The organism is Paractinoplanes toevensis (assembly GCF_018332695.1).
GTDB classification, from domain to species: Bacteria; Actinomycetota; Actinomycetes; order Mycobacteriales; family Micromonosporaceae; genus Actinoplanes; species Actinoplanes toevensis.
In genome coordinates, this window is the sequence record NZ_BOQN01000107.1 from 86,823 (window position 1) to 113,097 (window position 26,275).

The window sequence follows — 26,275 nt, forward strand, 5'->3', positions numbered from 1 at the left end:
GCCAGCATCCCGGCGGATCGCCCGCCGTCGGCACCCCGGCGGATCGCCCGCCGCCCGCACCCCGGCGGATCGCCCGCCGTCGGCACCCCGGCGGATCGCCCGCCGCCCGCACCCGGCAAGCTGACCCCGGCCCGCGGCCCGCACCTCCCGGGTCCGGCGGCGCCGGCCACGGAAAGGGAACCATGCACGCGATCCTTGTCAGTCGCTTCGGCGGCCCCGAGGTGCTCGAACCCGCTGACATCGCCGAGCCGGCGCCCGGGCCGGGGCGACTGCTCGTGGACGTCACCGCGGCCGGCGTGAACTTCGCCGACACCAGCCGGATCGCCGGCACCTACACGCCGAGGCCGGAGCTGCCGTTCGTGCCCGGCACCGAGGTGGTGGGCCGCGCCGGGGATGGGCGGCGGGTGCTGGCGACGACGTTCGGCGGAGGCGGGTTCGCGCAGCGTGCGGCGGTGGCGGAGGCCGAGGCCGTGCCGGTCCCCGACGCGGTCGGCGACGCCGAGGCGCTCGCCCTGCTGGTGCAGGGCCTGACCGCCTGGCATGTGCTGGCCAGTAGCGCCCGCATCCGGCCCGGCGAGACCGTGGTGGTCAACGCGGCGGCCGGCGGTGTCGGCACGCTCGCCGTGCAGCTGGCCCGGCACTTCGGAGCGGGCCGGGTGATCGCGGTGGCCGGCTCACCGCAACGGCGTGCGCTCGCGCTGTCCCTGGGCGCCGACGTGGCCGTCGACGGAGATCCGGACGGCTATGCGGAACGTGTCCTCGAGGCCGGCAACGGCCCGGTCGACATCGTGCTGGAATCGGTCGGCGGGCCGGTCTTCCGCGCGGGCCTGGAGGTGCTGGCCAACTTCGGCCGGCTGGTCACCTTCGGCAACGCCTCCCGCGAGCCGCGACCCCTCATCGATCCCGGCGAGCTGACCGACCGCAACGCCGCGGTGATCGGCTTCTGGCTGCGCCCGGCCCTGACCGCCCCCGGCGCCTACCGGCCCCCGCTGGAGGCGATGTTCGACCTGGTAGCCAAGGGCGAACTCCGCCCACTGACCGCCGCGTCCTACCCCCTCGCCGACGCCGCCCAGGCCTTCACCGACCTACTGGCCCGGCGCACCACCGGCAAGATCACGCTGCGCCCCTGAACAGCTTTCAAGGACAGCAATGCCGATCTTGTGCAGTTGGCGTTCGGAGCGAACACGAACCCCACAAGATCGGCCTGAGGGCCGACCGGCGGCGGCCGGAAGGCGGCGGGTTGGTCATGCCGTCACTTGGGCTCGGCGGAGGGCTCGCAGGCGGCGGGCCTCGGCCGGGTCGGTCACCGGGACCGCGGCCAGCAGCTCCTTCGTGTACGCGTGCTGCGGCTGCTCGTAGACCGACGCCGTGTCGCCCAGCTCGACGATCCGGCCCTCGTAGAGCACCGCCACCCGGTCGGCGATCTGGCGCAGCACCGCCAGGTCGTGCGAGACGAAGACCATGGTCAGGCCGAACTCGGTGCGCAGGTCCTCCAGCAGGGAGAGCACCTGGGCCTGGGTGGTCACGTCCAGCGACGACACCGGCTCGTCGCAGACGATCAGCCTCGGGTGGGGTGCCAGGGCACGGGCGATGCCGACGCGCTGCCGCATGCCGCCGGAGAGCTGGTGCGGGTAACGGTCGTACTCGCGCCGGGCCAGGCCCACCCGCTCCAGCAGGTCTTCCACGTGCGGGCGCGGATCCCGTACACCGGAAAGGCGCAGGGGGTCCGCGATGCTCTCGCCGATGGTTCGTCGCGGGTTGAGCGACGACATCGGGTCCTGGAAGACCATCTGGACCGAGCCGCCCGGGCGGCGCCGCAGGTCGGTGCCGTCCAGGGTGATCGTGCCGGCCGTCGGCGTGAGCAGGCCGGTCATCAGCCGGGCCAGGGTGGTTTTGCCGGTGCCGGACTCGCCGACGATGCCGAGCGTCTCCCCCGCCCGCACGTCCAGGGTGACGTCGTCGACCGCGCGCACCGGCTCGCCGCGGCGGCGCTGACGGAAGTGCTTGCGGACTCCGGCGAGCCGCAGCAGCGGCTCGCCGTCGATCGTCCGCGGCGGCTTGGGGTGGGGCACGGCGGCGAGCAGTTCCCTGGTGTACGCCGCTTCCGGCGCGACGAGCACCGCGTCGGTCCGCCCCTGTTCGACCGCGACACCGCGGCGCATGACCACCACGTGGTCGGTGGAGCCGGTCACCACGCCGAGATCGTGGCTGATCAGCAGCAGCGACGTGCCGGTGGTTTCCCGGACCTCGTCGAGCAGGTCGAGGATCTGCGCCTGCACGGTCACGTCGAGGGCGGTGGTGGGTTCGTCGGCGACGATCAGCTGGGGTCGGCAGGACAGGGCCATCGCGATCAGGGCCCGTTGCCGCATGCCGCCGGAGAACTGGTGCGGATAGCTGGCCGCCCGCCTCGCCGGGTCGGGGATGTGCACCTGGCGGAGCACCTCGACGGCGCGGTCGCGGGCGGCGCGCCGGCTCGCGCCGGTGTGCAGGCGGTAGACCTCGGCGATCTGGTCGCCGATGGTGTGGAACGGGCTGAGCGCGGTGAGCGGCTCCTGGAACACCATGGCGATCTGCGCGCCGCGCACCTGCCGCCAGCGGCGTTCGGTCAGCGTGGTGAGGTTGTCCGCGCCGAAGGTGATGCGGCCCTCGACCTGGGCGGCGGTGTGCAGGCCGAGCAGGGCGAGAGCGGTGGCGCTCTTCCCGGAGCCGGATTCGCCGACGATGCCGAGCGCACCCCCGGCCGGCAGCTCGAAGGACAGCCCGTCGACGGCGACGGTGTCGCCGAACCGGATGCGGAGATCCTCCACGACGAGGTCGGTCATCGCAGCTCCACGCGGGGGTCGACGGCGGCGTACAGCAGGTCGGCGACCGCGTTGGCGATGACGATGAGCAGGCCGGTCAGCAGGGTCACGCCGACGACCACCGGCAGGTCGATCTGGTTGACCGCGCCGACCAGCAGTTGACCCACGCCGGGCAGGCCGAACATCGTCTCGGTCAGCACCGCGCTGGTCATGATGGCGGCGAGGTCGATGGCGGTGAGGGTCACGAGCGGCAGCAACGCCCCGCGCAGCGCCCGGCGCCGGACGATGCGGCTCTCCGGCAGGCCGTACGCCCGAGCCGTTCTGATGTGGTCCTCCGCCAGGGTCTCCTGGATGCCGGCGCGGGTCAGCCGCGCGTAGGCGGCGGTCTGGATGACCGCGAGCGCGACCCAGGGCAGCAGCAGGTTCTGCGCCCACGCCAGCGGATCGGTGGTGAGCGGCACGTAGGTGGGGAACGGCAGCCATTGCAGCTGCACGCAGAAGAGCAACAAAAGCAGAAGACCGACCAGGAATACGGGTACGGCGTAGCCGGCCAGCACCAGCCCGTTGACGACCCGGTCCAGCCAGCGGTAGCGCCGCAGCCCGGCGAGCAGGCCCGCCCCGATGCCGGCGACCAGCGACAGCACCTCGGCCCCGAAGGCCAGCGAGGCGGAGACCGGCAGCCGATCGGCCAGCAGCGCGGTCACCGGCTGGTCGGTCTCGAACGAATAGCCCAGGCAGGGGGCGGGACAGTGCCGGGTGTTCGGCCCGGCCGGATAGTCGCGCCCGGCGACGATCCCCTCGAGGAAGTGCCGGTACTGGGTGAACACCGGGTCGTCGACGCCCATCGCGTGCCGCACCTCGGCCAGCCGTTCGGGGGTGCAGCCCTTGCCGCAGGTGAGCACGGCCGGGTCGGACGGGGCCAGGTAGAACAGGCCGTAGAGCAGCAGCGACAGCCCGAACAGCACGAGCACCGCACCGCCGAGCCGGCGCGCCAGGTAGCCGATCATCGCAGCACCTCGCTCTGCCGCGGGTCGAGCGCGCGGCGCAGGCCGTTCGCGACCAGCACGAACGACAGCAGGGTGAGGAACAGCAGGCCGCCCGGGATGATCACATACATCGGGTCGGCCCGGAACCAGGTCGTCGCGGTGGACAGCATCTGACCCCAGGACGGGGTGGGCGGGCGCACGCCGACGCCGAGGAAGGACAGGCCGGCCTCGACGACCATGTTGGTGGGCAGCAGCAGCGCCGCGTAGGTGAGCACCGGCGCGGTCAGTCCGGGCAGGATCTCCCGGCGGGCGATCCGGAACCAGCCGGCCCCGGAGAGCCGGGCGGCCGCCACGTAGTCACGGGTGCGCAGGGTCAGGGTCTCACCGCGGGTGATCCGGGCGGTGCCGCCCCAGCCCAGCACGGCGATGACGGTGGCCAGCAGCAGCGGCCGCGGCCAGTCCTGCGGCACGATGGCCAGCAGCGAGATGGCGATCACCAGGATGGGCAGGGCCAGCACCAGGTCGACGAGCCGGGTCAGGATGCCGTCGGCCCAGCGCCCGCCGAGCCCGGCCGCGGTGCCGACGAGCAGGCCGATCAGCACCTCCAGGATGGTCGCGCCGACCGCGACGCCCAGCGACACCTGCGCGCCGTAGACGACCCGGGCGAACAGGTCGCGGCCGGTGCCGGGTTCGAGGCCGAGCCAGTGGTCGCCGCTGATCCCGCCGAGCCGGCCCAGCGGCACCCCGCCGCGGGCCGAGTCGAGCAGGTTGTCGTGATACGTCGTGTAGTCCTGGCCGGCCGCCGCCGCGAGCAGGGGTGCGGTGGCGGCGACCAGGATCATGAGCAACGCGATCGCGGCTCCCACCAGGAAGCCGCGATCACGGCGGAGTGCTCTCACTTGACGGAGATCCGGGCCAGGTCGTAGGTGCCGCGCCAGCCGTCCGGTACGGCGTTCTTGACGTTCTTGCCGAACAGGAAGACGTCCTTCTCGTGGGCGAGCGGGATGGTCAGCGCGAGCTTGCCGATCGTGGTGTCCAGGGCACCCCACCGGGCCTGGGCGGTCGACTGGTCGGTGAGCGCGTTGATCGCGTCGATCTCCGCGTTGACCTGCGGATCGTTGTACTGGGCGAGGTTGAAGTTACCGCCCGCCGTGATGATCTGCCGGCCGTCGAAGATCGGGATGAGGAACGGGCCGCCGGACGGCCAGTCGGCTCCCCAGTACTGCAGCGACGCGCTCGGCTCGGTGGCCGGCTTGCCGGTGACGTCCCGGTAGGTGGCGTCGTCGATCGCGGTCAGCTTCACCGTGACGCCGGCCTGCTTGAACGCCTCCTGCACGGCGGCCGCGACCTTCGGGCCGTACCCGCTGTCGTCGGAGTTGGAGTGGGCCAGCTCGATCGTCAGGTTGCTCACGCCCGCCTCGGCCAGCACCTGCTTGGCCTTGGCCGGGTCGCCGGTGTCACCGGCCGGGAAGTGGTCGTACGGCTGGTAGCCGAGAGCCTTCTGCGGCGGCAGGAAGGTGGTCGACGAGCCGACGATGGTACTTCCGCCGAGCGCGTTGACAACCGAGGTGCGATTGACGGCGTACGAAAGGGCCTCGCGCACTTTCTGGTTGTCGAAGGGTGCCTTCTTGGTGTTGAACGCCAGGTAGTAGGTGGCCGGGAACTCGCCCCGCGCGACCTGCTTGTCCAGTGGACCGCCGGTGCCGAGCTGGGCCAGCTGTTCCGGGCCGACCGGGGCGTCGGTGGTGGCCGCGTTGGCGTCCTGGCCGGCCCCGCTGACCAGGCGCTGGTTGATGACCGCGGCGTCCAGGCCGGCGGTGACCTCGATCCGGTCCGGGCAGGCGTACCGCAGGGTGTCGCTCTTGCTCGACCAGTGCGTGTTGCGTACCAGCACCAGCGACTTCTTCGGCTCGTACGACTCGACCTGGTAGGGCCCCGACGAGATCGGGTGCGCCTCGTAGCCGACACCCTTGTCCTTCGCCTTCGGCACCGGCGCGAACTGGGTGGCGGTGGCCAGGAACGGGAAGTCGCCCTCGGGCTTGCTCAGCTTGAAGACGATCGTCCGGTCGTCCGGCGTCTCGATCGCCTTGATGCCCTCGGGCTGCTTGTACGGCCCCTGGTAGCTCGCCGCGTCCTGCAGCCAATCGCGCAGGTAGGGTGCACCGCCGGGCAGTTCCGGGGCGAAGGAGCGCTCGATGCCGTACTTCACGTCGGCCGAGGTGATCGGCGTGCCGTCCTCGAAGAACACGTCGTCGCGCAATCTGTAGGTCCAGGTCTTGGCCCCGTCCGACGGCGTGCCGAGGTCGGTGGCCAGGTCCGGCGCGGGCTTCGCGCCGGCTTCGCCGGGTTGCCGGTTGCGGGTGGTCAGCGTCCGGAACAGCAGCGACGGAATGTTGCCACCGCCGGACGTGTAGAGCCGGGCCGGGTCGAGATGCGTGATGCCACCCTGGTTGAGCACCGTGAGGGTGCCGCCCTGACAGGTGGCGGGATCGAACGCCCCGGTCGCGGACGTGCCGCCGCCACCGCCGCCGTCGCAGGCGGCCAGCAGCAGGAGGCTGGGCAGGACGAGGGTCAGAGCTCGCCGCATTGACACTCCTCAAGATCTATGGAGTTTGTATGCTATCCCCCTTTATTGAGGTTTGTCGTCCCGGGGGCCGGCTGCGCGGTGGCCGTGGGGCCGTGGACGACCGGCTTGCCGCCGACCCAGTCCACGCGGTCCAGCCACATCTGCCGGCCGGGCGCGACGCTGCCGACGGCGTCCGGTGGCCAGGCGTGGTAGAGCAGCCAGGTGGTGCCGTCCGGCAGCGTGACCGGGTAACAGTGACCCGGCCCGGCGGCCCCGGCCGACGAGCGCAGGATCGGATTTTCCGGCGCGTCCTGACACGGGCCCATCGGCGTGTCGCAGGTGGCGTAACCGACGGCGTAACCGTCCTGGTCGAACGGACCACCGGAATAGAAGAGGTACAGCTTGCCGTCGTGGCGCAGCATCTCCGGGGCCTCCACCACCGCGCCCTGCCACGGTTTGTCGTTGGTGAGCAGGCGTACCCGGTCGCCGGTCAGCGTGCGGCCGTCGGCGGTGAGGCGCTGGGCGTACAGGTGGCTGGGGACACCGATGTGGTTGCCGTCGTTCTTCCAGTACAGGTAGAGCGAGCCGTCGTCGTCGCGGAACGGGCTCGCGTCGATCGAGCCGCCCTCGTCGTCCTGGCAGATCAGTGGCTCGGGCGACGGGTCGGCGAACGGGCCGTGCGGGTCGTCGGCCACGGCCGCGCCGATGCACTGCCGGTCGGCCTTCCGCCGGCGGGCGGTGTAGTAGAGGACGTATTTCCCGGCGTCGGTGCGCAGCACCTCGGGCGCCCAGGTGTTGCCGTAGTCCGCCCAGGAACCGACCTGGGGCAGCACGTCGCCCCGCTCGGTCCAGTGCACGAGGTCGGTGGAGGTCAGCAGCGGCACGTTGGCGACGGCGCTGTTGGTGCCGTAGGCGAACCAGGTGCCGTCGACGTGCAGCACCCCCGGGTCGGGGAAGTTCTTGTCGTAGACCGGATTCGTGAAGGTCATCGGTGCTCCGGGGGTCGGCCCGGCCGCCTGCGAGGTGCAGGCGGCCAGGAGCAGAACGACCGCGGTGGCCACGGCACGCCGGATCACGGCTGGTGGATCCGCAGGTAGTCGAAGTGGGCGGTCACCGGTGGGGTGGTGCCGCCGTGCGCGTCCAGGCCGATCCTCGGCCGGCTGCCGGCCGGGAAGGTCCAGACTCCGCCGAGGTCCCAGGTGCGGCCGTCGGTGCTCGACTCGGAACGGAACAGGTGTTCGCCGCTCGCACCGACCCGGTGCACCAGCCGCAGCCAGGTCGTCGTGGCCGGGGTGCCCACGGTGATCCCGCCGTAGGCGAGCGAGCCGGCGTAGGGCAGCTCCCGTCCGAACTCGATCTGCCGGGTGTTCCAGATCGACACCACGTCGAGGCGCGCGAAGTCGTCGTCCCCGGCGTAGGCGATCAGCCCGGCCTGCTGATAGTTGCGCACGTCGTCGGTGCCGAGAGCCAGCGTCAGCTTCGTCTCGGCCGTCCAGTTCCCGGCCGGGGCGTCCCGCAGCAGCACCGACGCGGTGTTGCCGGTGCCGGTGAGGTCGCCCGCCTCGATCGGCCAGTTCAGCGTTCCGCCGGCCACGGTGACCGCGGCGTTCGGCCGCACCCACGACCAGCCGGCGCCGAGTGCACCCCCGGTGAACTCGTCCGACCAGGTCACCCGCCCCACCGCCGGGGCCGGAACCATGCGGGTGACCGGCCGGTAGAGGCGCTGCGCGCTGAAGTTGTCGACGTCGCCCCGCCCGGTGAACCCGGCGACCCGCGCCCCGGCCGGGACGGTGAGATCGACGCTGACGATCGGCCCGCTCTGCCGCGCCTCGGTGAGCTCCGCGACGAGATGCCGCCCGCGCACCGAGACCGCGAGGTTGTGCCACGCCCCGGCATCGACCCCGGCCGGCAGCGGCGCGGCGGCCCGCTTCCCACCGGCCGTGGCGATCAGCTGCCCGGCGGCGCGGTCCAGCACGACCCGGGCCGGACCGGCGATCAGGCCCGCCGACGATCCGGCCGGCACCCGCAGGTCGGCCTCGACGCGCAGGTCGCCGGCGGGGACCGGCCGTAGCGCGGTGCCGCTGCCGGTCGCGTAGCCGTCGGGGGTGACCCGCCACCCGGCCGGCAGCCAGCTCACCGGGTGGGAGAACGTCTCCGCGCCGGTGCCGGCCGGCGCCGGTTGCGGGCTGTCCGACGGGCCGGCGCCGGCCCGCGCCACCGGCCAGCCGTCGATCCAGTCGAGGCGGTCGAGCAGCATCGGTCGCCGGTTGATGCCGTACGGCTGGTCCAGGTAGGGCCGATCGCGGTCGATGGCGTGATAGACCAGCCAGTCCTGGCCCGCCAGATCGGTGACCACGCCGTTGTGGCCCGCGCCGATCCAGCGATTGCCGTTCTGGGTGACCACCGTCGTACCGCCGGCCCGCGAGGCGGTCAGCGAGATGCCGCGAGAGTCGGAGAACGGTCCGAGTGGAGATGCGGAACGGCCGGCCGAGACCGAATATCCGGTGGCCGGGCCGGCGCAGCAGTTCGCCGACGAGGCGAACAGGTAGTAGTAGGAGCCGTGCCGGACGACGTAGGCGCCCTCGTACTTGTTGTCGATCGCCACCATCGTCGGCGGGCTCGCCGCGGTCAGGCCGTCGGCGGTCAGCCGCACCACCGAGATGCCGCCGTAGTAGCTGCCGAAGTAGAGGTACCGGGTGCCGTCGGCCGCGGTCAGCTGGGCCGGGTCGATCGTGCTGAGATAGCCGCCGCCTCCGCCGGGACGCGGGGCCACGACCGGCGCGGGCTGCTGGGTCCACGGCCCGGCCGGGGTCGGCGCCACCGCCGCGCCGATCGCGAAGTCGGAGCCGTCCGGCGAGACCGTCGTGTCGGTGACCGCGTAATACATGACGTAACGGCCGTCGAGGTAGCGGACATCCGGCGCCCAGTAGGAGGCGCCGGGAGCGACATAGGGTGCCGCCGGGCCGGTGAGGGCATCCCCCACGTACGCCCAGTGGACCAGGTCGGACGAGCGCGAGATGGGGATGTGGTGGGCGGTCCCCTCGCCGGAGCGGAGCGGGTCGCTCGTGGCGTAGGCGTACCAGAAGCCGTCCTGACCGCGGATGACGGTGGGGTCGGCATAGGTGTCGGCGAAGGACTGCGACACCGGGTTGACGAACAGGCTCAGGGTCAGCAGGAGGGCGGCAAACACGGGATCACCCCTTCACACCGGTGTGCGTGACGCTCTGGATGACGTGGCGCTGGGCGGCGACGAACAGCAGCAGCACCGGCACGCTGGCCACCACGGCACCGGCCATCGCGATCGGATAGTTGGTGGTGGCGGCGTTCTGCAGGTTGCCCAGCCCGGCCGGCAGGGTCAGGTTCTCGGCGCTGTACAGGACGTAGATCGGCCAGAGGAAGTCGTTCCAGTTCGTCAGGAACGACAGCACGGTCAGCGTGGCGAGGGCCGGGCGGGCCAGCGGCAGCACGATGCGCGTGAAGATCTGCCACTGGTTGGCGCCCTCCATGAGCGCCGCCTCCTCCAGCTCGACCGGCAGTGCCGCGAAGAACTGGCGCAGGAAGAAGACACCGAACGCGCCGCCGGCCGACGGGACGATGATCGCCCAGAGCGAGTCGAGCCAGCCCAACCGGCTGACGATGAGGAAGTTGGGGATCAGGAACAGGAACGGCGGTACGAACAAGGTGCCGATCACCGTCGCGCTGACCAGCCGGCGGCCGTGGAAACGCATGCGGGCCAGGGCGTACGCGGCCATCGCGTCGACCGCCACGATGAGTGCCGCGTTGGCCGTGGCGGCGATCATGCTGTTGACGAACCAGCGCAGCACCGGGGTGGCCGAGTTGGTGGTGAGCACGCTCGAGTAGGCGTCGCCGGTGAACGGGCGCGGCAGCCAGGACAGTGGCAGCGCGGTGGCGTCGTTGTTGGTCTTGAACGACGTGGTGAGCATCCACAGCAGCGGTGCCACGAAGATGACCGTGAGCACCCCGAGGGTGAGCCAGAAGAGAACGCGGCCGGGTTTCACGAGGCCCCCCTTCGCTGGGTGAGGCGCAGGTTGAGGAGGCTGACCGCCATGAGCAGCAGCGCGAGGATGTAGCTCATCGCGGCCGCCATGCCCTGCCGGTTGTTCCCGAGGCCGGTCTCGGCGATGTACATGATGGCCGTCCGTGTCTCGTTGGCCGGTGCACCCTTTGTCAGCAGGAACGATTGTCCGAACATGTTCGCGGACGCCAGGATGGTGATTGTCGTGACAAACGCCATGACAGGTCTCAGGCCAGGCAATGTCACGTTGCGGAACTCGTCCCAGCGCGACGCGCCGTCCACCCGGGCCGCCTCGTACAGGTCGGGCGAGATGTCCTGCAGACCGGCCATGTAGATGACGGCGTTGAAGCCGAGCGTCCACCAGACCGTCATGCCGATCAGCGAGATCCAGGCCCACGGCAGGTCGGTGGTCCACGGGATGGCACTGCCGAGGTAGTAGTTGACCAGGCCGATGTTGGGGTCGAGCACGAAGCGGAACAGGATGCCGACCACGGCCACCCCGAGCACGTACGGCGCGAAGAAGACCGCCCGGAAGAACCCCCGGCCCTTGAAGGCCCGGTTGAGCAGCAGCGCCACCCCCAGCGGGCAGACGATCAGGAAGGGCACGCTGAACACCGTGAAGATGCCGGTGGCCAGCATGCTCTTCCAGAAGTCACCGCTGTCCCGGCTGCCGGGGGTGAACAGGTCGATGTAGTTCTGCAGCCCGGTCCACGGCTTGCCCGGCAGCAGGTAGTTGTAGTCGTGCAGGCTCACCCAGAGTCCGTAGATCGCCGGGATCAGCACGAAACCGATGAACAACACGCCGAAGGGCAACAGAAAGAGGTACGGCGTGAGCGGCCCGTGCCGGCGTACGGCACCACCCGGTTCTGCGGCCGGCGCAGCGACGGATCGCGCCGGCCGGGCGTCGACGGCCACGATCAGGCTCCGTACTTCTTCTTGTTGTCGGCCAGGATCTTGTTGGCCTTGTCGGCGGCGGAGTTGAGCGCCGCGGCCGGGTCCTGCTTGAGCAGCACCGCGCTCTGCACGCCGGTGTAGAGCTGGGCGAGGGCGTCGCCGATGCCGGCCACCGACGGCGGGAAGTGGGTGAACTGCACGTCCTCGGCGAACGACTGCAGCCCGGGGATGGCCTTGAAGTCGGCGCCCTGGGCGAGCTCGTTCTCGGCCGGGACCTTGGCGCTCTTGGCCCAGTCGGCCGAGTGCTGGGTGAACCAGTTGATGAAGAACCGGCTGGCGTTGGCCTTGTTGGCGTCGTTGTCTTTCTTGCGCGGCAGGACGAACTGGTGGCTGTTGCCCCAGACCCCGCCGGTCGAGCCGATCTTCGGCAGGGGCGCGGTGCCGATCTCGAACGCGGTCAGCGCGGCCACGTCGTTGACCTGCCAGATCCCCTGCCAGTTGAAGACGTTCTTGCCGTTCTTCAGCGACAGGTAGTCGGCGTCCTGGCCGACGTTCTTCGGGCTGTAGCCGTTCTTGACCAGGTCGACCATCCAGGTGAGCGCCTGCACGCCGGGGTCGGCGTTCCAGGTGGCGCTGGAGTTGTCGGAGCTGAACACGTCGCCGCCGAACTGCCACAGCAGCGACTCGAACTGGAACCCGCCGGTGAACTGGAACGGCGAGACCCACGATCCCTGGATGCCCTTGCTCTTCAGGGTGTCCAGCTGCGTCATGTACTCGTCTTTGGTGGTCGGTGGCTTCGACGGGTCGAGGCCGGCTTTCTCCATGACCGTCTTGTTGTAATAAAGACCAAGATTGTGTACGTCGATCGGGATGCCGTACCGCTTGCCCTGATAGACGCCGCCGTTCCAGACGGCCGGCGCGTAGTCGGACTCCTTGAGCCCGAGGGCGTTCGCGATGTCGTCGATCGGCACGATCACCTGCTGGGCGGCCTGGGTCGGCATGTCGTCGATGTGCATGGCGCCCACGTCCGGGCCGTTGCCGCTCTGCACGGCGGCCGGCAGTTTCTGGTAGAAGTCGGCCCACTGGAAGACGTTCATCTTCACCTGGACGGCGGGGTTCTCCTTGTTGAACTGGTCGACCATCTTCTGCGCGGTCTGGCCGTCGCTGCCGGTCCAGCCGTTCCAGAAGCTGATCGTCACGTTCGGGCCGCTGTAGCTGGCACCGCCGTTGCCACCGGCCGGGGCGGCGGTCGGGGCCTTGGAGGTGCCACCGCAGGCGGCGAGAGCGACGGCGGAACCGGCACCGCCGGTGAGGGCGAGGAAGCGGCGGCGGGAGAAGGAGCTGGCGGAGGGGTTCATGCGGGACTCCTAGCGTCGGTGGAAAGCTCCACGACGTTCCAGGACGCGGGCGGGAGGGTGACGGTCAGCCGGCCGTCCTCCACCCGGCCCGCGGCGGTGCGCGGAACGACGCGGTCGGGGTTGTGCTGGTTGTTGGTGGCGCGCTGGTCGTCGTCGGCGAGCAGCACGTGCGAGCGCAACGTGGCACCCGGCAGGGCGCGCAGGTCGACGGTGAGTTCGAGCGGGGTGGTGCGGTCGCGGTTGACCGCGAACAGGGCGGCCCCGCCGGTTTCGGCGTCCAGCGAGGCCGCGGCGGTCAGCGCCGGCACCGGGCCGTATTTTGCGGTCTCCAGCAGCGGCGACTCCGGCTCGACCCGCAGGGCGTCACCCCGGGCCAGCCGGGCGGCCGCCGCGAAGGGGTGGAAGATGCTCTGCCGCCAGGCCGGGCCGCCGGGCTCGGTGCGGATCGGGGCGATGATGTTGGCGAGCTGCGCCTGGCAGCCGATGGCCACCCGGTCGGCGTGGCCGATCAGCGAGATCAGATAGGTGCCGACCACGACGGCGTCGAGCACGTTGTACTCGTCCTCGATGAGGCGCGGCGCCTGCGCCCAGTCGAGCCCGGCCTCGCCCGGGAACCGGTCGGCGTACCACACGTTCCACTCGTCGAAGGAGATCCGCAGGCGCTTGCCGCTGCGGTTGACCGCCCGCACGTGGTCGGCGGTGGCGATCACGTCCTCGATGAACGCGTCCATGTCGACGGCCGAGGCGAGGAAGCTGTCCGCGTCGCCGTCGCGCTCCTGGTAGTACGCGTGCATCGAGACGTAGTCGACCTGGTCGTAGCACTGCTCGAGGACGGTCGCCTCCCACGAGCCGAACGTGGGCATCTGCCGGTTGGAACTGCCGCAGGCGACGAGTTCGACGGACGGGTCGAGACGGCGCATGGCCCGGGCCGTCTCGGCCGCCTTCCGCCCGTACTCCATCGGGGTTTGATGTCCGATCTGCCAGGGACCGTCCATCTCGTTGCCGAGGCACCAGAGCTTCACCCCGTACGGATCGGGGTCTCCGTTCTTGATCCTCCGGTCGGACATCTCGGTGCCACCCGGGAAGTTGCAGTACTCCAGGAGGTCGACGGCCTCGGCGAGGCCACGGGTGCCGAGGTTGACCGCGAGCATCGGCTCGGCGCCGAGCCGGCGGATCCACGCCATGTACTCCCCCAGGCCGAACTGGTTGCTCTCGATGGAGCGCCAGGCCAGGTCGAGCCGGGTGGGCCGGGACTCGCGCGGGCCGACCCCGTCCTCCCACCGGTAGTTGGAGACGAAGTTGCCGCCCGGGTAGCGCACCACCGTCACGCCGAGCTCGCCGGCCAGCTCGAGCACGTCCTGCCGGAAGCCGAGGTCGTCGGCCCGCGGGTGGCCGGGCTCGAAGATGCCGGTGTAGACGCACCGTCCCATGTGCTCGACGAATGAGCCGAACAGCCGGCGATCGATGGATCCGATTCGGAACGCCGGATCGAGAGTCAACCTCGCGGTGTGCATGGGCTAGGTTTTACAACGTTGTTTACTACGTTGTAAAGAGCTGGAAATTTGGTTTAATGGCGATCGAGAGGGGGCCGCCCGTGGGTGCCAGCATCAAGGACGTCGCGCTGCGCGCCGGGGTCTCGGTCAAAACCGTCTCCAATGTGATCAACGATTTCCAGTTCGTCTCCGACGCCACCCGGGCCAAGGTCAGGGCCGCTCTCGAGGAGCTGGACTACCGGCCCAACCTCTCCGCCCGGCTGCTGCGCGGCGGCCGCACCGGGGTGGTCGCGCTGGCCGTCCCGGAGATCAGCTCGCCCTACTTCGCCGAGCTCGCGGCCCAGTTCGTCCAACAGGCAAAGGGACACGGCTGGACGGTGCTGGTCGACGAGACCCAGGGCGCCAAGGACAGCGAGCACGTCGTCCTCGAGGGCATCAAGTCGCACCTGATCGACGGGCTGATCGTCAGCCCGCTCGCGCTCACCGCCAAGGAGATCGACCAGCGCCGCGACCACACGCCGCTGGTGCTGCTCGGCGAGCGGCTCGCACACGCCCCGGTCGACCACGTGAGCATCGACAACGTGGCCGGCGCGACCACCGCGACCGCGCACCTGATCGCCCTAGGCCGGCGCCGGATCGCCGCGATCGGCAGCCAGCCGCACATCTCCGGCGGCACCGCGGCGCTGCGCCTGCGCGGCTACCGTGCGGCCCTGCGCACCGCGAAGATCCGCTACGACGCGTCGATCGTGATCCCGGCCAAGAGCTACCACCGGGCCGACGGCTACGCCGCCATGCACGCCCTGCTCGACCTGCCGGCGCCTCCCGACGCCGTGTTCTGCTTCAACGACCTGCTCGCCATCGGCGCCCTGCGGGCCCTGCACGAGCGCGGCCGCCAGGTGCCGTCCGAGGTGGCGGTGATCGGCTTCGACGGGATCGAGGAGGGCGAGTTCCACACCCCGACGCTCAGCACCATCCGCCCGGACAAGGCGGAGATCGCCCGGCTGGCCCTGGCCCTGCTCGAACGCCGCATCACCGACGGGCCGGCCGCATCGCCGCGGGAGGGGTTCGCGTCGTTCGAGCTGCTCGCGCGGCAGAGCACGGCACGGTCCTAGGGAATCCGCCCGGCCCGGCCGCGGTTGGTGCCGACGTGGAGAAGAAGATCGGGTTCTTGTCGTTCGGGCACTGGCGGGACGCGGCGGGGTCGCAGACCCGCAGTGCGGCGGACTCGCTGTTGCAGACCATCGAGCTGGCCGAGGCGGCCGAGGAGCTCGGGGTCGACGGGGCGTTCGTCCGGGTGCATCACTTCGAGCGGCAGCTCGCCTCGCCGTTTCCGCTGCTCTCGGCGATCGGGGCGCGCACCCGGCGGATCGAGATCGGCACCGGCGTGATCGACATGCGGTACGAGAACCCGTTCTACATGGCCGAGGAGGCCGCGGCCGCCGACCTGATCTCGGGCGGCCGGCTGCAGCTCGGCGTCAGCCGGGGATCCCCGGAGACCGTGCTCAACGGCGCCCACACGTTCGGCTACGTGCCGCCGGAGGGGTCGACCGCGGCCGACCTGGCCCGGGAGAAGACCACCATCTTCCTGGCGGCGATCAGCGGCAAGGCGGTGGCCCGCACCGACCCGGCCCGCACCGGCATCAGCGGCGGGCTGGCCATCCAGCCGCAGTCGCCCGGCCTGCGCGACCGCATCTGGTGGGGCGCCGGCACCCGGCAGACCGCGCGGTGGGCGGCCGCGCAGGGCATGAACCTGCAGAGTTCCACACTGCTGTCGGAGGACACCGGCGTGCCGTTCGACCAGCTCCAGGCCGAGCAGATCCAGCTCTACCGGGACGCCTGGAAAGAAGCGGGGCACACCCGCGAGCCGCGCGTGTCGGTGTCCCGCAGCGTGCTGCCGATCACCGAGGAGATCGACCGGCTCTACTTCGGCAATTCCGAGAACGAGGACCAGGTCGGCCTGCTCGAGGGGGTCCGCTCACGCTTCGGCCGGACGTACGCCGGTGAGCCCGACAAGATCGCCGCCGAGCTGGCCAGCGACGAGGCGGTCCGCGCAGCCGACTCGGTGCTGTTCACGGTGCCCAACCAGCTGGGCGTCGCCTACAACGCCCGCATCCTGGAGACGATCGTCCAGCACATCGCCCCGGCGATCGGCTGGAGTTCCGGAACCAGGACGCCTTGAGGTAACGACTTCGGTCGATGAGACTCGGACGGTGAGAGCGCTCTCGCATCCCCCAAGCCGCGAGGGCGCGTCACTCCCCCTGGAGAGTCCCATGCGACACGCCATCCCCCGGCGTCGTCCCCGGCTGGTTACAGCCGCGCTCGGCGCCCTGCTCCTGCTCCTGGCCGGCGCCTATGCCGCCATCGCCTCCGGTGCCGCGCACGCCGCCGACACCCTGCTCTCGCAAGGCCGCCCCGCCACGTCGTCGAGCACCGAGAACGGCTCGTTCCCGGCGAGCGCGGCGGTCGACGGCAACACCGGCACGCGCTGGTCGAGCGCATTCGGCGACCCGCAGTGGCTGCAGGTCGACCTCGGCGCGACGGCCACGATCACGTCGGTGACGCTCAACTGGGAGGCCGCGTCCGCGAAGTCCTTCCAGATCCAGACCTCGGCCAACGGCAGCACCTGGACCACGATCTACAGCACCACGACCGGCGCCGGCGGGGTGCAGACCCTCGCGGTGAGCGGTTCCGGGCGGTACGTGCGGATGAACGGCACCGTGCGCGCCACCCCGTACGGCTATTCGCTGTGGGAATTTCAGGTTTTCGGGTCCTCGACCGGCACGCCGCCCACCACCCCGCCCAGCGGCGGCAGCACCATGCCGGACTCGTTCTGGGGTGACACCGGCGGCATCCCGGCCGCGCACAACGTCGTCGAGGTCAAGGTGCTCAACCGCACCAACGGCAAGTACCCGGACAGCCAGGTCTACTGGAACTTCAACGGGCAGACGCACTCCATCGCCGAGCAGCCCTACCTCGATATGCCGGCCAACTCGGCCGGCCGGATGTACTTCTACCTCGGCTCCCCCACCAGCCAGTACTACGACTTCATCGAGTTCACCACTCCGCCACCGCGACCTCGCCCTACCGGATCCTGGCACCGGGCAGCGACCCGGTCTTCCAGCCCGGCGGGCAGTATCAGAACTACCTGTCCTCGTACGCGTCGTCGGTCGGGGTCAGCGCCACCACCCAGCAGATCTTCGGCTGCTCGGGGCCGCTCGCGTCGAACGCCAGCCAGTGCGCGTCGCTCAACCGGCACACCGCCGACCTGCCCGCGGCCCAGCAGCAGACGGTGAGCAACTTCTACCGGGCGGCGCCGGCCAACTACTACGCCAAGTTCTGGCACGACAACGCGCTCGGCAACCTGGCCTACGGCTTCCCGTACGACGACGTGGCCGGCCAGTCCACGTTCATCTCGCACTCGGACCCGCAGTACCTCCTGGTCGCCGTCGGCTGGTGAGCGTTACCCGGCGCGGCCGCGCCGGGCCACCGCGAGCAGATGAGTGGCCGGCCAGTCGACCGGCCGGCCGCTCAGGTCGGTGAGGGCGGCGACCGGGGCGATCCGGTTCTCGATGACCCAGTCGTTGCGGATCGGGTGGGAGGACGGGTCGAGGTCGAAGCCCACCTCGGCGAGCAGTTCGGTCCAGTCGGCGAAGCTGAGGCCGCAGAACTGCTCGCGGGTCTCGGACAGCCAGTTGTCCAGGTAGTCCTTGCGGGTCAGGTAGTCCATCGCGGTCGCCAGCTCGATCCGGACGGTGTCGTCGCCGACCGGCTCGTACTCGCACGGGAAGGCGAAGTCGACCGCGAACTGGTCGAGGCGGGCGCGGGTGGAGAGGCTTCCGACGTACGCCTGAATCTCCTCGGAGCTGAGACCGGCCAGGTCGGGCCGGGGAGACGCGGGGTTGTCGCCGTCGGCGACCGACAGGCGCAGCAGCACCTCGCGGCGCGGGTCGTCGGGGCCGCAGACGTCGCTGTTGATCCAGACGCCGCCGGGCGCGGTGTGGTCGTAGATCCGGCGGATGAACTGGCGCAGCGACTCCCGCTGGGCACCGTAGGACCAGATCTCGTGGGTCAGGGCGAAGGTGAGCGTGGTGTCCACCGAGCGGTCCGCGAAGATCGCGCCGCCGAGGACGTTGCGCTGGTAGAAGTACACGTTGGCGTTCTGGAAGACGCCCTGCGCCTTCTTGTGCACGCACTCCTGATAGAGATGCCGGGCGATCTCGACGCCGATCAGGTCGCTCTCGTGCAGGGCCGGTTCGCGGTCGGCCAACTCCAGCAGCGAGCCGGCGCCGCAGCCGATGTCGACGATCCGGCCGGGTTCGACGTAACGGCGGACGGCCGACCATTTGCGTTCGGCCGCGCCGGCGAAGGCTTCGACGTACGTCCGGTAGTCGCGGGTGGCGGTGAGGCCGCCCTCGTCGCCGACCAGTGGATCGTTGACCGCGGTGCGGACCGCCTCGACCAGCCGGTAGCGCTCGAAGACGTCGATGGTGGCCGGGTGGGCCAGCTCGCGCCAGGTCTCGTCGCCGGCCGCCAGGCGCAGCAGGACGTCCCACGGACGCTCGGGCTTTTCGGGCAGGGCCGGGTCGTCCTCCACCGGGGCGATCGGGAAGCCGAGCTTCTCGTACAGGGCGGCGACCTCGGGCGTGGAGCAGGCCACCACGGTGTTCTCGGGGGTCAGGTCGAGTCCGGTCGCCACGGCCACGGTCTTCAGCGTCACCTCGGCGAACGCGCTGGTCGGGGCGGCGTCGAAGATCGGCACCACCACCGAGCGGAGGCCGCTGAGCACGCTGAGGCGCTCGATGGCGGCCTCCCGGCGGTGGTACGGGACCGGGTTGCGCTTGGTGTTCTCGTGGTTGGCCGACGTGACCGCCCAGACGACCTCCCGGCCGGTGTGGCCCTGCAGATAGTCCGCCTGGAATCGGGTCAGCAGGTGGTGCCGGCCGGGGAAGAGCAGGTACATCCCAAGATCGTAACTCGGCCCTATCTCCTACTGCTCATGTAGAGATAGGCTGGAGCCATGACCTGGGCACAGTGGCACACCGAGCACGAGCAGAAACTGGCCGACCCGCACGGATTCCTGGCCATCACCAGCCTGAACTTCCTGACCGAGATCCCGCAGCGGTTCCCCGACGCGCCGGGCGAGTGGTCGACCGGGCCGGGCGGCGTGGTCGTCGACCTGGCCGACGGCGAGTCTGTGACCATCGACGGCACCGAGGTCACCGGGCGGCAGGAGCTCGGCGTGATCGCCGAGCGCGACGGCATCAACGTCGGCGCCGGCGACGCCGTCATCGAGGTGGCCAAGCGCGGCGGCTTCGACATCGTCCGCCCGCGCCACCCGTCCAACCCGCTGCGGGTCGACTTCAAGGGCACGCCGGCCTACGAACCGGACGAGAAATGGGTGCTGACCGGCCGGTTCGTGCCGTTCCCGGAGCCGCGGGACATCACCGTGGGCGCGGCGGTCGAAGGGCTCGAACACGTCTACGAGTCGCCGGGCCAGGTCGAGTTCGAGGTGCTCGGCACGCCGCTCGCGCTCACGGCCTTCAACGGCCGCGCCCCGGGCTCGCTGTTCGCGCTGTTCACCGACGAGACGTCGGGGGTGACGACCTACGCCGCCAACCGCAGCCTGGCAATCGACGTGCCCGACCCCGACGGCACGGTGGTGCTCGACTTCACCCGGGCGACCAACCTGCCGTGCGCGTACACCGACTTCGCCACCTGCCCACTCCCGCCGGCGGAGAACCGCCTGCCGGTCGCGGTGGAGGCCGGCGAGAAGATCCCGTACGAACGGGCCTGAACTAGACGGCCGGGGTGTCGTGCGTGGTCCAGCGGTCGAGGGTGGCGCGCAGTTCGTCCGGGTCGATCGGCTTGGCCAGGAAGTCGTCCATTCCGGCCTGGTAGGCGCGGCGGCGGTCGTCCTGCAGGACTCCGGCGGTCATCGCGATGATCGGGATGTGCCGGCCGGTCTCCTGGCTGCGCACCCGGCTGGTCGCCTCGTACCCGTCGAGTTTGGGCATCTGGCAGTCCATCAGGATCGCCTCGTAGTCGCCCGAGGCGGCCAGCTCCACCGCCTCGGCGCCGTTGTGGGCGATGTCGGCGTCGTAGCCCAGGGCGTCGAGCGTGTCGACCGCGACCAGCTGGTTGATCTCGTTGTCCTCGGCGAGCAGGACCCGCTTGCGGGTGCCGGGCACCGCGGGCCGCCGGGCGTCCGGCGGGCCGGCCGGCGGTCGCAGCTGTTGCAGCAGGTAGTTGTAGAGGGCCGACGGGCCGACCGGCTTGGCCAGCACGTCGCCGCTGTGCACCGGGTCGGCGGCGTCCCGGGTGAGCAGCAGGCAGACCGGCCCGTCCATCTCGGCGACCAGGGCGGCGCCGTCCAGTTCCGGCGGGTGGTGGTCGACGACCGCGAGGTCGAACGGCCGGCCGGCCGCGGCGGCGTCGGCGAGCGCCCGCCGGGCGTCGGATGCGGTCGCCGCGGTGGTGACGTCCGTGCCCCAGGTGCGGACGTGCTCGGCGAGGAAGGCCGCGCTGGTCGGGTTGGGGTCGACCAGCAGCAGACGGCGACCGGCCAGTTCGTCGCGGACCCGGCGGGCGCGGTGGCCGGCCGGTTCGGTGAGGCTGAGCCGGAAGTGGAAGCGGCTGCCCTCCCCCGGCGTGCTGTCGACCCGTAGCTCGCCGCCCATCAGCTCGACCAGCTGGCGGCTGATGGCCAGGCCCAGCCCGGTGCCGCCGAACTCGCGGCTGGTGGTGGCGTCCGCCTGGACGAACGGCTCGAACAGCTCCTTGATCTTCTCCCGGTCGATGCCGATGCCGGTGTCGCTGACGCTGAACGTGTACTCGCGGCGGCCGTCCCGGACCGTGGGCGCCGCGTCCACGCGGATCAGGACCTGCCCGGCGTGGGTGAACTTGACCGCGTTGCCGGCCAGGTTGAGCAGGATCTGGCGGATCCGGCCCTCGTCGGCGCGGATCCGCTCGGGCAGCTCGGGTGGGTAGTAGGTGATCACGTCGATGTCCTTGTCCCGGGCGGCGGCCGCGGCGGCGTGCGCGACCTCCTCGACCAGGTTGCCGAGGTCGAAGTCGGCCGGCGCGAGAGTGATCTTGCCGGCTTCGATCTTCGAGAAGTCCAGGATGTCGTTGATGATCGCCAGCAGCGAGCGGGCGGAGCTGCGGATGGCTTCGCAGTAGCGGCGCTGCGCCGGTTCGAGCGGCGTGTCCAGCAGCAGCTTGGTCAGGCCGATGACGCCGTTCATCGGGGTGCGGATCTCGTGGCTGACCATGGCCACGAACTGCGACTTGAGCTGGGCGGCGGCGAGCGCCTCGTCCCGCGCCCTGGCCAGGGCCAGCGCGGCCTTCTTGCTGTCGGTGATGTCCCGCGCGACCGCGTAGATGGTGCCCTGGTCGTCGGCGGCCGTGGCGTTCCAGTTGAACCAGCGGTAGCCGCCGTCGGCGGCGAGGAAGCGATTGTCGAAGCCGGCCGCCGCGTGGCCGTCGACCTGGCGGGCCACCGTCTCGGCGGTGTGCTGCCGGTCGTCCGGGTGCACGAACGTCAGGTACGGGCGAGCGAGCAGGTCGGCGGTCGAGTGGCCCAGGGTGCGCTCCCACGCCGGGTTGACCCGCAGGAAGTAACCGTTGGTGCCGGCGATGCACAGCAGGTCCCGCGACATCGTGAAGAAGTGGTCGAGCTGCTGGGTCATCCGGCGCCGCTCGGACTCCTGCCGGTCCCGTTCGGTGACGTCGCGGCAGGTGACCACGAGCACCCCGGTCTGTTCGCCGGTGTCCTGCAGGTGCCGGAAGCCGACCAGTACCGGCACGGCGGTGCCGTCGCGGCGATAGACCTCGCAGTCGAACTCGCCGGTCTCCCCCGCGTCGAAGGTCTCCCGCAGTTCGTGCCACCGCCGGGTCGTCGCGCCGTCCCGCCACCATGGGTAGGGCGGGCGCCGCCCGATGAGCTCGTCGGCGGTGAACCCGGTCAAGTCGCACCAGCGGGCGTTGACCCGCAGGATCGTGCCGTCGGGCGCGACCGCGAGCACCCCCTCGATCAGCGAGCCGAGCACGGTCTCGCTGAAATCGCGCTGTTCGCGCAGCTCGGCGATCAGGTCGCGCTGCCGGGCGTCGACCTCGTTGAGCATGAAACCGGCACTGAGCAGCACCAGGTAGAGGGTCAGCAGCAGGCCGCTGATCGCGACGGTCAGGGCGAGCCCGTCGATGGCCCGCTGGGTGCGGTTGATCGCGGCGATCACGACGCCGATCAGGACGACGACGCCGCCCACCGCCGGGGCGAGCCGGCGCACGGTCCGGCCGCCGAGATAGGAGCTGCCGAACACCGCGACGGCCAGGCCGCCGCGCCGCGCCATGAGAACACCGACGGACATCGCCAGGAGCGATACCTCCGTCAGGACCGGCATGATGTACGCGTGGGCCTCCTCGGCGATCGGCGCGAGCCCCAGCCCGGCCGCCAGCACGGTCACCCCGACCAGCAGTCCCGCCGCGGTGGCCAGCAGTTGCGCGGGGCGATGGCCGCGGCGGGCGTCCAGGTCGATGGCGAGCAGGCTCAGCCCGATGAGCAGGAACGCCACCGGTGACCGCAGCGGCGGCCGGCTGGCGCCACCGTCGAAGCCGAAGTCCCGGCCCGGCAGATCCAGCACCGACAGGAGCGGCAGATCCAGCGTCGCACCCCGCCGGCGGATGATCACCACAGCACCGACGACCACCACGGCCGCCAGCAGCCGCCCCGCCCAGCGCCGGACCGGGCTCGTGGGCGGCGGCCCGGAAGCCCACAGGGCGGTTCCGGCGCAGATCGCCAGCAGGGCGCTGGTCAGCGACATCGGCGGCAGTCCCGGCGCGACCGTGGCCAGCGGCTGCGCGTTCAGCCAGTGGCCGGTCAGCACCACCACCCCGACGAGCACCGTCACCGCGGCGGCGGCCTGGTGGATCCCGGCGAGCCGCGCCCATCGCACACCACGAAACAGCATCACGCTCAATAGCGTCTCAACTACGATGCGTAGGTTGCTCACGTTTCGCGACAAATGGGGGTGGCCGTGGTCACGGCTGTACCGGTGCCGGAACCGGCGCGCCTGCTCGACAGCGCCGCCCTGTCCCGCCTCGGCCATGATCTGCGCAGTCCGCTGACCGGCATCATCGGCCTCGCCGGCCTGATGCGCCGCAAGATCACCTGTGGTGGTGCCGACCCCGTGCAGCAGGACCGGCAACTGCAACTGATCGCCGACAGCGCGACCGGCCTGCTGGCCACGATCGAGCGGGTGGTCGCGCTGGCCAAGCTGGAGACGCGGGACGACGAACCGCCCGGGTCCACCGACTGCGGCACGGTCGCCGCCGAGGTCGTCGCGGAACTCACCCCGGCCGCGGTCGAGCACGGCCGCCGCCTGCACGCGTCGACCGGCCCGGCACCGGCCGCGATCACCCCCGCCGCGGCCCGCCTGATCGTGACGGAACTGCTGGACAACGCGATCAAATACAGCACCGAGGCGGACATCGAGGTCACCGTCACCGGCGCGGCGATCAGCGTGGCCGACCACGGGCCCGGGCTGCCGGCCGGCGAACAGCAGCGGATCTTCCAGCCCTTCGAGCGGGGCACCGCCGCCGAGGAACGCGAGGTGGCCGGCAGCGGCCTCGGCCTCGCCCTGGCCCAGCGGGCCACCGTCCGGCACGGCGGCACGCTCGGGATGGCCACCGGACCGGACGGCACCGTCTTCACCGTGACCCTGCCCCGCGCCTGAGGAGGTCCGCATGGCCACCGTGCTGGTCGTGGACGACCGCGCCACCAACCGCGAGGTTGCCCGGATGACCCTCGACGAGGGTGGCTACGAGGTGATCGAGGCAGCGGCCGGACGGCAGGCGCTCGACCTGGCCCGCCGGCTGCACCCGGACGTCGTCCTGGCCGACGTGGTCATGCCGGGGATGGACGGTTACGAGTTCGTCGAGGCGCTGCGGGCCGACGCCGGCACGGCCGGCATCCCGGTGCTGCTCTACACCGCGAACTACGCGCCCGACGAGGCCGGGCCGCTGGCCGACGCGTACGGCGTGGCCCGGGTGGTGGCCAAGTCCGCCGACCCGGCCGAACTGCTCGCCGCGGTCGGCGAGGCCCTGCACCACCGGCCCGAACCGACCACCGGCCCGGTCACCAGCGAGCACCTGCGCACGGTGAACGCCAAGCTGGTCGAGAAGGTGCTCGCCCTGGACGAGAGCGAGGCCCGTTTCCAGGCACTGGCCGACCTGTCCCCGGTCGGGATCGTGTCCGGCAGCATCGACCTGCAGGCCTCCTACGTCAATCCGCGGCTGCTCGACATCACCGGCGCCACCGGGCACGACCTGCTGCGGCTCGGCTGGCTGCGCTGCGTGCCCGAGGAGCACCGGGACGAGTTACGGGCGGCCGCGAACGCCGACTTCTACGGCCGGATCCACCTGGGCGACGGCCGGCACCGGTGGCTGCACACCCGCATCCGGGTCACCCAGGAGGAGGGCGACGAGACCGGGTTCGTCGCCACCGTCGACGACGTGACCACCGTGGTCGAGGCCGAGGAGCAGCGGCACCTCGCCGAACGACGCCGGATCGCCGAGCGGTTCGACGGCCTGGCCCGGCTCAGCGGCGCCATCGCACACGACTTCAACAACATCCTGAACATCATCCTGTCGTTCAGCGAGTTCACCCAGGAGTCCCTGCGGGAGGCGGTGGACACCCGGCTGACCGCCGCGGTCGCCGACCCGATGCTCGGCGACCTCGAGAAGATCCACCGTGCCGGCCAGCGGGCCGCCCACCTGGCCCACCAGCTGCTCACCTTCGGCGGGCGCGAGGTGGTGCAACCGTCGGTGGTGCGGCCCAACACCGTGGTCGCCGAGGTCCGCGACCTGGCCGAGGCGACGGTCGGCAAACAGGTCCGGATCGAGACCCGCCTCGACCCGGCCGTCGGCAACACCCGGATCGACGGCGACCAGCTCAGCCAGGCCCTGCTCAACCTGGCTCTCAACGCCCGGGACGCGATGCCCGACGGCGGCGCCCTCACGCTGGAGACGGGCAACGCCGGTCCGGAGAGGCCGGCCGGTCTGCCGCCCGGTGACTACATCCGCATCGCGGTCCGGGACGAGGGCGTGGGCATGCCGCCCGAGGTGCTGGACCGGGCCGTCGAGCCGTTCTTCTCGACCAAACCGAAGGGCCAGGGCACCGGGCTTGGCCTGGCCACCGCGTTCGGCATCGTCCGGCAGGCCGGCGGCGAACTGGTCATCGCTTCGGCCCCCGGCCACGGCACCACCGTGAGCCTCTACCTGCCGGCCACCGGCGAACCACGGCCCGGCCACGCGCCGCAGGCCGCCGTGAAGGCGACCGCCGGGCAGACCATCCTGCTGGCCGAGGACGAGGACGGGGTCCGCGAGGTAGCCACCCGCATCCTGACCCGGGACGGCTACCGGGTGCTGGCCGCCGCCAACGGCCAGGAGGCCCTGGAGATAGCCCGCCGGCACGACGGCCCGATCGACGGCGTGCTCTCCGACGTGGTCATGCCCCACCTGAACGGCCCCGAACTGGCCGAGGCACTGCGCACGGTCCTGCCCGGCGTGCCGGTGCTGTACATGTCCGGCTTCGCCGGCCCGCTGATGACCGACCAGGGCCTGCTCGAGCCCGGCGTCACGGTGGTCGGCAAACCCTTCACCCGCGCGGAGCTGCTCAACGCCGTCCACGACCGCCTCACCGACAAAGCCCAGAAAGCCTGACCCTTCTTCCGTACGGGCGGCGACTCCCACAACCGCACTCGCACCCGACCGCCGGCACCGCGCGACCGGCGTGCAACACCGGCACGTGCCGCGACTCTCGCGCAACCGGACGTGGCCGCGATCATCTACCTTGAAGCGCCACAGGGGGTGGGCATCGTGGCGGGGGTTTCGGCGCGGCTGGTTCTGGTCACGACGGCGGTTCTGCTCGCGGGATGTGCGGCGGACCATGCGGGCCAGGGCGGGGATTACACACCGACCGTTGCGGAGAGCACGGCGCAGCGTCAGGCTCGCGAGCATGCCGACAAGCAGCCGGCGGCGTACGCCCGGCTGGCCGAGCGGTGGAAGGCCGAAGGGCTGATGCCCGCCCCGGAGGCTCCGGCGACCCCTGGGTCGGTGCCGCCGATCTGAAGGTCGACACGATGG

Annotated in this window: 21 protein-coding genes; 9 read left to right on the forward strand and 12 right to left on the reverse strand. The window is 71.2% G+C overall.

Going from position 1 to position 26,275, the window contains the following annotated elements; translation table 11 throughout:
* Nucleotides 1-182 precede the first annotated feature (182 nt).
* On the forward strand, nucleotides 183-1,130 hold the full coding sequence (locus Ato02nite_RS39755; protein ID WP_246607981.1) for an NADPH:quinone oxidoreductase family protein: 948 nt from the start codon (nucleotides 183-185) through the stop codon (nucleotides 1,128-1,130).
* A gap of 114 nt (nucleotides 1,131-1,244) precedes the next feature.
* Here the strand turns inward: Ato02nite_RS39755 and Ato02nite_RS39760 are convergent, their stop codons facing one another.
* The 10 genes from Ato02nite_RS39760 to arfA are packed head-to-tail and all read right to left on the reverse strand — an operon-like array spanning nucleotide 1,245 to nucleotide 14,155.
* The gene (locus Ato02nite_RS39760) at nucleotides 1,245-2,822 is read right to left on the reverse strand and encodes a dipeptide ABC transporter ATP-binding protein (protein WP_213011861.1); all 1,578 of its coding nucleotides are present in this window, start codon (nucleotides 2,820-2,822) and stop codon (nucleotides 1,245-1,247) included.
* A complete protein-coding gene (locus tag Ato02nite_RS39765; RefSeq protein ID WP_213011862.1) occupies nucleotides 2,819-3,808 on the reverse strand; it encodes an ABC transporter permease in 990 nt (329 codons plus the stop codon). Before Ato02nite_RS39765 ends, Ato02nite_RS39760 begins: the two co-directional genes overlap by 4 nt.
* Nucleotides 3,805-4,686: an ABC transporter permease gene (locus tag Ato02nite_RS39770; RefSeq protein WP_246607982.1), complete on the reverse strand. Its 882-nt coding sequence runs from the start codon at nucleotides 4,684-4,686 to the stop codon at nucleotides 3,805-3,807. Before Ato02nite_RS39770 ends, Ato02nite_RS39765 begins: the two co-directional genes overlap by 4 nt.
* On the reverse strand, nucleotides 4,683-6,374 hold the full coding sequence (locus Ato02nite_RS39775; protein ID WP_213011863.1) for an ABC transporter substrate-binding protein: 1,692 nt from the start codon (nucleotides 6,372-6,374) through the stop codon (nucleotides 4,683-4,685). Before Ato02nite_RS39775 ends, Ato02nite_RS39770 begins: the two co-directional genes overlap by 4 nt.
* Before the next feature lie 32 nt (nucleotides 6,375-6,406).
* Nucleotides 6,407-7,429, reverse strand: a complete 1,023-nt coding sequence (locus Ato02nite_RS39780) for a glycoside hydrolase family 43 protein (protein WP_246607983.1) — start codon at nucleotides 7,427-7,429, stop codon at nucleotides 6,407-6,409.
* Nucleotides 7,426-9,543 carry a glycoside hydrolase family 43 protein gene (locus Ato02nite_RS39785; RefSeq protein ID WP_213011864.1) on the reverse strand — a complete coding sequence of 706 codons (2,118 nt, stop codon included), beginning with the start codon at nucleotides 9,541-9,543 and terminating at the stop codon, nucleotides 7,426-7,428. The genes Ato02nite_RS39780 and Ato02nite_RS39785 overlap by 4 nt, the downstream gene beginning before the upstream one ends.
* A 4-nt stretch (nucleotides 9,544-9,547) precedes the next feature.
* Nucleotides 9,548-10,372, reverse strand: coding sequence for a carbohydrate ABC transporter permease (locus tag Ato02nite_RS39790; protein WP_246607984.1), 825 nt, complete (start codon nucleotides 10,370-10,372; stop codon nucleotides 9,548-9,550).
* Nucleotides 10,369-11,304: a carbohydrate ABC transporter permease gene (locus tag Ato02nite_RS39795; protein ID WP_246607985.1), complete on the reverse strand. Its 936-nt coding sequence runs from the start codon at nucleotides 11,302-11,304 to the stop codon at nucleotides 10,369-10,371. The genes Ato02nite_RS39790 and Ato02nite_RS39795 overlap by 4 nt, the downstream gene beginning before the upstream one ends.
* Before the next feature lie 2 nt (nucleotides 11,305-11,306).
* Nucleotides 11,307-12,641, reverse strand: coding sequence for an ABC transporter substrate-binding protein (locus tag Ato02nite_RS39800; RefSeq protein ID WP_213011865.1), 1,335 nt, complete (start codon nucleotides 12,639-12,641; stop codon nucleotides 11,307-11,309).
* Nucleotides 12,638-14,155: an arabinosylfuranosidase ArfA gene (arfA, locus tag Ato02nite_RS39805; protein ID WP_213011866.1), complete on the reverse strand. Its 1,518-nt coding sequence runs from the start codon at nucleotides 14,153-14,155 to the stop codon at nucleotides 12,638-12,640. Before arfA ends, Ato02nite_RS39800 begins: the two co-directional genes overlap by 4 nt.
* Nucleotides 14,156-14,235: 80 nt before the next feature.
* Here arfA and Ato02nite_RS39810 point away from each other — a divergent pair, with 80 nt between their 5' ends.
* The 4 genes from Ato02nite_RS39810 to Ato02nite_RS53370 all read left to right on the forward strand — a co-directional run bounded on the left by Ato02nite_RS39810 (nucleotide 14,236) and on the right by Ato02nite_RS53370 (nucleotide 17,591).
* On the forward strand, nucleotides 14,236-15,246 hold the full coding sequence (locus Ato02nite_RS39810; RefSeq protein ID WP_213011867.1) for a LacI family DNA-binding transcriptional regulator: 1,011 nt from the start codon (nucleotides 14,236-14,238) through the stop codon (nucleotides 15,244-15,246).
* Nucleotides 15,247-15,281: 35 nt separating this feature from the next.
* Nucleotides 15,282-16,313, forward strand: a complete 1,032-nt coding sequence (locus tag Ato02nite_RS39815; protein WP_213011868.1) for an LLM class flavin-dependent oxidoreductase — start codon at nucleotides 15,282-15,284, stop codon at nucleotides 16,311-16,313.
* A 91-nt stretch (nucleotides 16,314-16,404) separates the two neighbouring features.
* Nucleotides 16,405-17,427, forward strand: coding sequence for a discoidin domain-containing protein (locus tag Ato02nite_RS52895; RefSeq protein WP_213011869.1), 1,023 nt, complete (start codon nucleotides 16,405-16,407; stop codon nucleotides 17,425-17,427).
* Nucleotides 17,328-17,591, forward strand: a complete 264-nt coding sequence (locus Ato02nite_RS53370) for a beta-1,3-glucanase family protein (RefSeq protein ID WP_213011899.1) — start codon at nucleotides 17,328-17,330, stop codon at nucleotides 17,589-17,591. The genes Ato02nite_RS52895 and Ato02nite_RS53370 overlap by 100 nt, the downstream gene beginning before the upstream one ends.
* Before the next feature lie 3 nt (nucleotides 17,592-17,594).
* Here Ato02nite_RS53370 and Ato02nite_RS39830 read toward each other — a convergent pair whose 3' ends face one another.
* A complete protein-coding gene (locus tag Ato02nite_RS39830) occupies nucleotides 17,595-19,094 on the reverse strand; it encodes a methyltransferase domain-containing protein (protein ID WP_213011870.1) in 1,500 nt (499 codons plus the stop codon).
* A 57-nt stretch (nucleotides 19,095-19,151) separates the two neighbouring features.
* Here Ato02nite_RS39830 and Ato02nite_RS39835 point away from each other — a divergent pair, with 57 nt between their 5' ends.
* A complete protein-coding gene (locus tag Ato02nite_RS39835) occupies nucleotides 19,152-19,928 on the forward strand; it encodes a DUF1684 domain-containing protein (protein ID WP_213011871.1) in 777 nt (258 codons plus the stop codon).
* A 1-nt stretch (nucleotide 19,929) separates the two neighbouring features.
* On the opposite strand, the gene Ato02nite_RS39840 is transcribed toward Ato02nite_RS39835, so the two are convergent.
* Nucleotides 19,930-23,100 (reverse strand): PAS domain-containing hybrid sensor histidine kinase/response regulator, encoded by a 3,171-nt coding sequence (locus tag Ato02nite_RS39840; protein WP_246607987.1) that lies wholly within the window; start codon nucleotides 23,098-23,100, stop codon nucleotides 19,930-19,932.
* 66 nt (nucleotides 23,101-23,166) lie between these two features.
* On the opposite strand from Ato02nite_RS39840, the gene Ato02nite_RS39845 reads away from it, so the two are divergent.
* The 3 genes from Ato02nite_RS39845 to Ato02nite_RS39855 all read left to right on the forward strand — a co-directional run bounded on the left by Ato02nite_RS39845 (nucleotide 23,167) and on the right by Ato02nite_RS39855 (nucleotide 26,260).
* Entirely contained in the window at nucleotides 23,167-23,865 is a 699-nt protein-coding gene (locus tag Ato02nite_RS39845; RefSeq protein WP_213011873.1) for a sensor histidine kinase, read from the forward strand.
* 10 nt (nucleotides 23,866-23,875) lie between these two features.
* Complete coding sequence (locus Ato02nite_RS39850; protein WP_213011874.1) at nucleotides 23,876-25,852, forward strand: hybrid sensor histidine kinase/response regulator; 1,977 nt, start codon at nucleotides 23,876-23,878, stop codon at nucleotides 25,850-25,852.
* Nucleotides 25,853-25,963: 111 nt separating this feature from the next.
* Nucleotides 25,964-26,260: a hypothetical protein gene (locus tag Ato02nite_RS39855; protein ID WP_213011875.1), complete on the forward strand. Its 297-nt coding sequence runs from the start codon at nucleotides 25,964-25,966 to the stop codon at nucleotides 26,258-26,260.
* Nucleotides 26,261-26,275: the final 15 nt, after the last annotated feature.